This is a genomic window from Arthrobacter sp. GCM10027362, from assembly GCF_042679445.1.
In the GTDB taxonomy this organism is placed as follows: Bacteria; Actinomycetota; Actinomycetes; order Actinomycetales; family Micrococcaceae; genus Crystallibacter.
On sequence record NZ_JBHTML010000278.1, the window covers coordinates 1 to 3,671 of the forward strand.

Consider the following 3,671-nt stretch of genomic DNA (forward strand, 5'->3'; position numbering starts at 1 on the left):
CGGCTCCGGCGGGCCCGTGTACGGCGCGGCCCCGCCGCCGTCGTCGTACGCCTCCCGCTCCCCCACGCGCCGGGGCGCGCCGATGCTGGAGGCGCCGCGGAAGGTCTCGTCCCCGCCGAAATCCCAGGCGCCGTAGAGGCCGAGGTGCACGCGCAGGTGCAGGTCATTGTCGAAGGCCAGGAACAGCTGCTTGCCGTGGGCGTGCGCGGAATCCAGCACGGCCCCATTCAGCCGGGCGGCCCCGGCGGCGAACTTGCCCTGCGGGCTGGTCACGGCCAGCCGGCTGCCGCCGAAGACGGAGTTGAACTGGGCGGCCAGCCGGTGGACCGAATGTCCTTCGGGCACGGCCGGACCTAGGCCACCACTTCGCCGCTGGCCTCGTAGGCGGCGATCTTGCCGATCCGGCGCACGTGGCGCTCGGCGTTGCTGAACGGTTCGGCCAGGAAAGCCTCGATGATGGCGGTGGCTTCCTCGACGCTGTGCTGGCGGCCGCCGACGGCGACGACGTTGGCGTCGTTGTGCTCGCGCGCCAGCTTGGCGGTGTCCAGGTTCCAAGCCAGCGCGGCGCGGATGCCCTTGACCTTGTTCGCGGCGATCTGCTCGCCGTTGCCGGAGCCGCCGAGCACAATGCCCAGCGCGTCGACGCCGGCGGCCTGGTCGGCCAGCACGGCCAGGGCGGCATTGATGCAGAACGCCGGGTAGTCGTCCTCGGGGTCGTACTGCTGCGGCCCGTGGTCCACCATCTCGTAGCCCTTGGCGCCCAGGTGCTCGATGAGGTGGTGGCTCAGTTCGAGGCCGGCGTGGTCGGTGGCAATGTGAACGCGCATGCGGGTCTTCCTCAACGGGTGGTTCGGCGGCTGGGAGTGTCTGTCAGTGGCGGATGCCGCCCTCCAGCCTACCGGCTGGCCGGGACCGCATTCCGGCGCCGGATGTAACAACTGCCCGGTCCGGTGCAATGTGCTGCATCCCGGGGCCGGAAGTGAGAGAATGACCGGACTGTTCAAGGCTTGTTTCACATCCGGCCCGCTGCCGCAGGGCCGGGCCCGCCCGCAGCACCGGCTTGTCCATCTATCCGTCTTGGGAGGCGTTACGTTGCCAGGAATGAATCTGACCCGCGAGGAAGCCCGTGAACGCGCCGCGTTGCTCAACGTCGAGTCCTATGACGTTGTCCTGGACCTGACCCGGGGGGACAAGGTCTTCGGCTCCCGGACCACCGTCCGCTTCAGCGCCACGGCCGGCGCGTCCACCTTCATTGACGCCGTGACCGACACGGTCCGTTCGGTCACCCTCAACGGTGCCGAACTGGACCCCGCCGAGGTCTCCGACGGCGTGCGCATCCGGCTGCCGGAACTGGCCGCCGAGAACGAACTGGTCGTCGACGCGGACGCGCTCTATATGAACACCGGCGAGGGGCTGCACCGTTTCGTGGATCCGGTGGACAACGAGGTCTACCTGTACAGCCAGTTCGAGGTGCCGGACTCGCGCCGGGTGTTCGCCGTGTTCGAGCAGCCGGACCTGAAAGCGACCTTCCGCTTCACGGTGACCGCGCCGTCGCACTGGGACGTCATTTCCAACTCCCCCACCCCGGAACCGGAACCTGCCGGCAAGTCCGGGACCGCGGCGACCTGGACCTTCGAGCCCACCCCGCGGATTTCCTCCTACATCACGGCACTGATCGCCGGCCCCTACCAAAGCGTGCGCAGCGAACTGACCAGCTCGGACGGGCGGACCATCCCGCTGGGCGTCTTCGCCCGCAAGTCGCTGATGCAGTTCCTGGATGCGGAGAACATTTTCGAGCTCACCCGGCAGGGCTTCGCGTTCTACGAAAAGCAGTTCGGCACTCCGTACCCGTTCACCAAGTACGACCAGCTCTTCGTCCCGGAGTTCAATGCCGGGGCCATGGAGAATGCCGGCGCAGTGACGTTCCTGGAGAACTATGTCTTCCGCTCCAAGCCCACCAAGGCCACGGTCGAACGCCGGGCCATCACGGTGCTGCACGAACTGGCGCACATGTGGTTCGGGGACCTGGTCACCATGCGCTGGTGGAACGACCTGTGGCTGAACGAATCCTTCGCCGAGTTCATGTCCACCCTGGCCGCCGCCGAGGCCACCGCCTGGAAGAACGCCTGGACCACCTTCGCCTCGGTGGAGAAGTCCTGGGCCTACCGGCAGGACCAACTGCCCTCCACGCACCCGATCGTCGCCGAGATCAAGGACCTCGAGGACGTGCAGGTCAACTTCGACGGCATCACCTATGCCAAGGGCGCCTCGGTGCTGCGCCAGTTGGTGGCCTGGGTGGGCCAGGAGGAGTTCATGGCCGGGGTCCGCGAATACTTCGGCAAGCATGCCTGGCAGAACACCGAACTGTTCGACCTGCTGGCGGAGCTGGAGGCAGCCAGCGGCCGGGACCTGAAGGAATGGTCTACCGAGTGGCTGGAAACCGCCGGCGTGAACACGCTGCGCGCCGAGATCGCCACCGACGCGGACGGGACGATCGGTTCCTTCACCATCGTCCAGACCGCCGTGCCCGAGCACCCCACCATCCGCCGGCACCGCCTCGCCGTCGGTTTCTACGACCTGGACGGGGACGGCCGCCTGGTGCGCACGCACCGGGTGGAGCTGGACGTGGACGGTGAACGGACCGAGGTCCCGGAGCTGGCCGGCCGGCAGCGCCCGGCCCTGGTGCTGCTCAACGACGACGACCTGGCCTACACGAAGATCCGGCTGGACGAGGCCTCGCTGCAGACTTCCAAGGTGCACCTGAAGGACTTTGCCGAGTCCCTGCCGCGCACGCTGGTCTGGAGCTCGGCCTGGGACGCCACCCGCGATGGGGAGACGCCGGCGCGCCAGTACGTGGAGCTGGTGCTCAACAACGTCGCCTACGAGACGGATTCCTCGGTGGTGATGGTGCTGCTGCGCCAGCTGGACACCTCCCTGACCTTCTATGTCCGGCCCGAGGACCGGGAACGGCTCTCGATCGCCGCCGCGGACCGGCTGTGGGAGCTCAGCGGCCAGGCCGAGGCCGGCTCGGATTCGCAGCTGCAGTTCGTCAAGGCGTTCGCCGGGCTGGCCCGGAGCGAGGGCCAGCTGGATGCGGTGGCCGGGGTGCTCTCCGGGGAGCGGGTGCCCGAAGGCCTGACCGTGGACGCCGACCTGCGCTGGGAACTGCTCACCTCACTGGTGGCCGGCGGCCGCTTCGGCCAGCCCGAGATCGACGCCGAACTGAAACGGGACGCCACCGCCACCGGACAGCGCGCCGCAGCCCTGGCCAAGGCAGCCATCCCCACCGCGGCGGCGAAGGCCGAGGCCTGGCACGCCGTCGTCGTCGCCGGCGAACTGCCCAACGCCATCCAGCAGTCCGTCATTGCCGGCTTCAACCGCGTCCACGACACGGCGCTGCTGGAGCCCTACGCGGAGAAATACTTCGCCGCGGCCAGGGACGTCTGGGCCTCGCGCACGCACGAGATCGCCCAGCAGATCGTCGTCGGACTGTATCCGAGCCGGCTCACCAGCCAGGCGACCGTGGAGCTGACGGACCGCTTCCTGGACGGGCTGGGCAACGAAATCCCGGCACTGCGGCGCCTGGTGCTGGAGAACCGCGACGGCGTGGTCCGCGCGCTGAAGGCCCAGGCCGCGGACCGGTAGCCCGGCCGGCCGGGCGGCGGCGCCCG

General features: G+C 69.0%; 3 protein-coding genes. 1 reads left to right on the forward strand and 2 read right to left on the reverse strand.

The features are described from left to right. Positions 1-345: DNA-formamidopyrimidine glycosylase family protein (locus ACFQ36_RS21450; protein ID WP_377017370.1), on the reverse strand; the 345-nt coding region annotated here is incomplete at its 3' end. 8 nt (positions 346-353) lie between these two features. Continuing rightward, positions 354-827, reverse strand: a complete 474-nt coding sequence (locus ACFQ36_RS21455; RefSeq protein ID WP_377017372.1) for a ribose-5-phosphate isomerase — start codon at positions 825-827, stop codon at positions 354-356. A 274-nt stretch (positions 828-1,101) separates the two neighbouring features. Here ACFQ36_RS21455 and pepN point away from each other — a divergent pair, with 274 nt between their 5' ends. Next, positions 1,102-3,645, forward strand: coding sequence for an aminopeptidase N (gene pepN, locus ACFQ36_RS21460; protein WP_377017375.1), 2,544 nt, complete (start codon positions 1,102-1,104; stop codon positions 3,643-3,645). Positions 3,646-3,671 lie beyond the last annotated feature (26 nt).

Coding starts and splice junctions, on each gene's coding strand:
- ACFQ36_RS21455 (WP_377017372.1), bottom strand. CDS start 827: ATGCGCGTTCACATTGCCACCGACCACGCCGGCCTCGAACTGAGCCAC.
- pepN (WP_377017375.1), top strand. CDS start 1,102: ATGAATCTGACCCGCGAGGAAGCCCGTGAACGCGCCGCGTTGCTCAAC.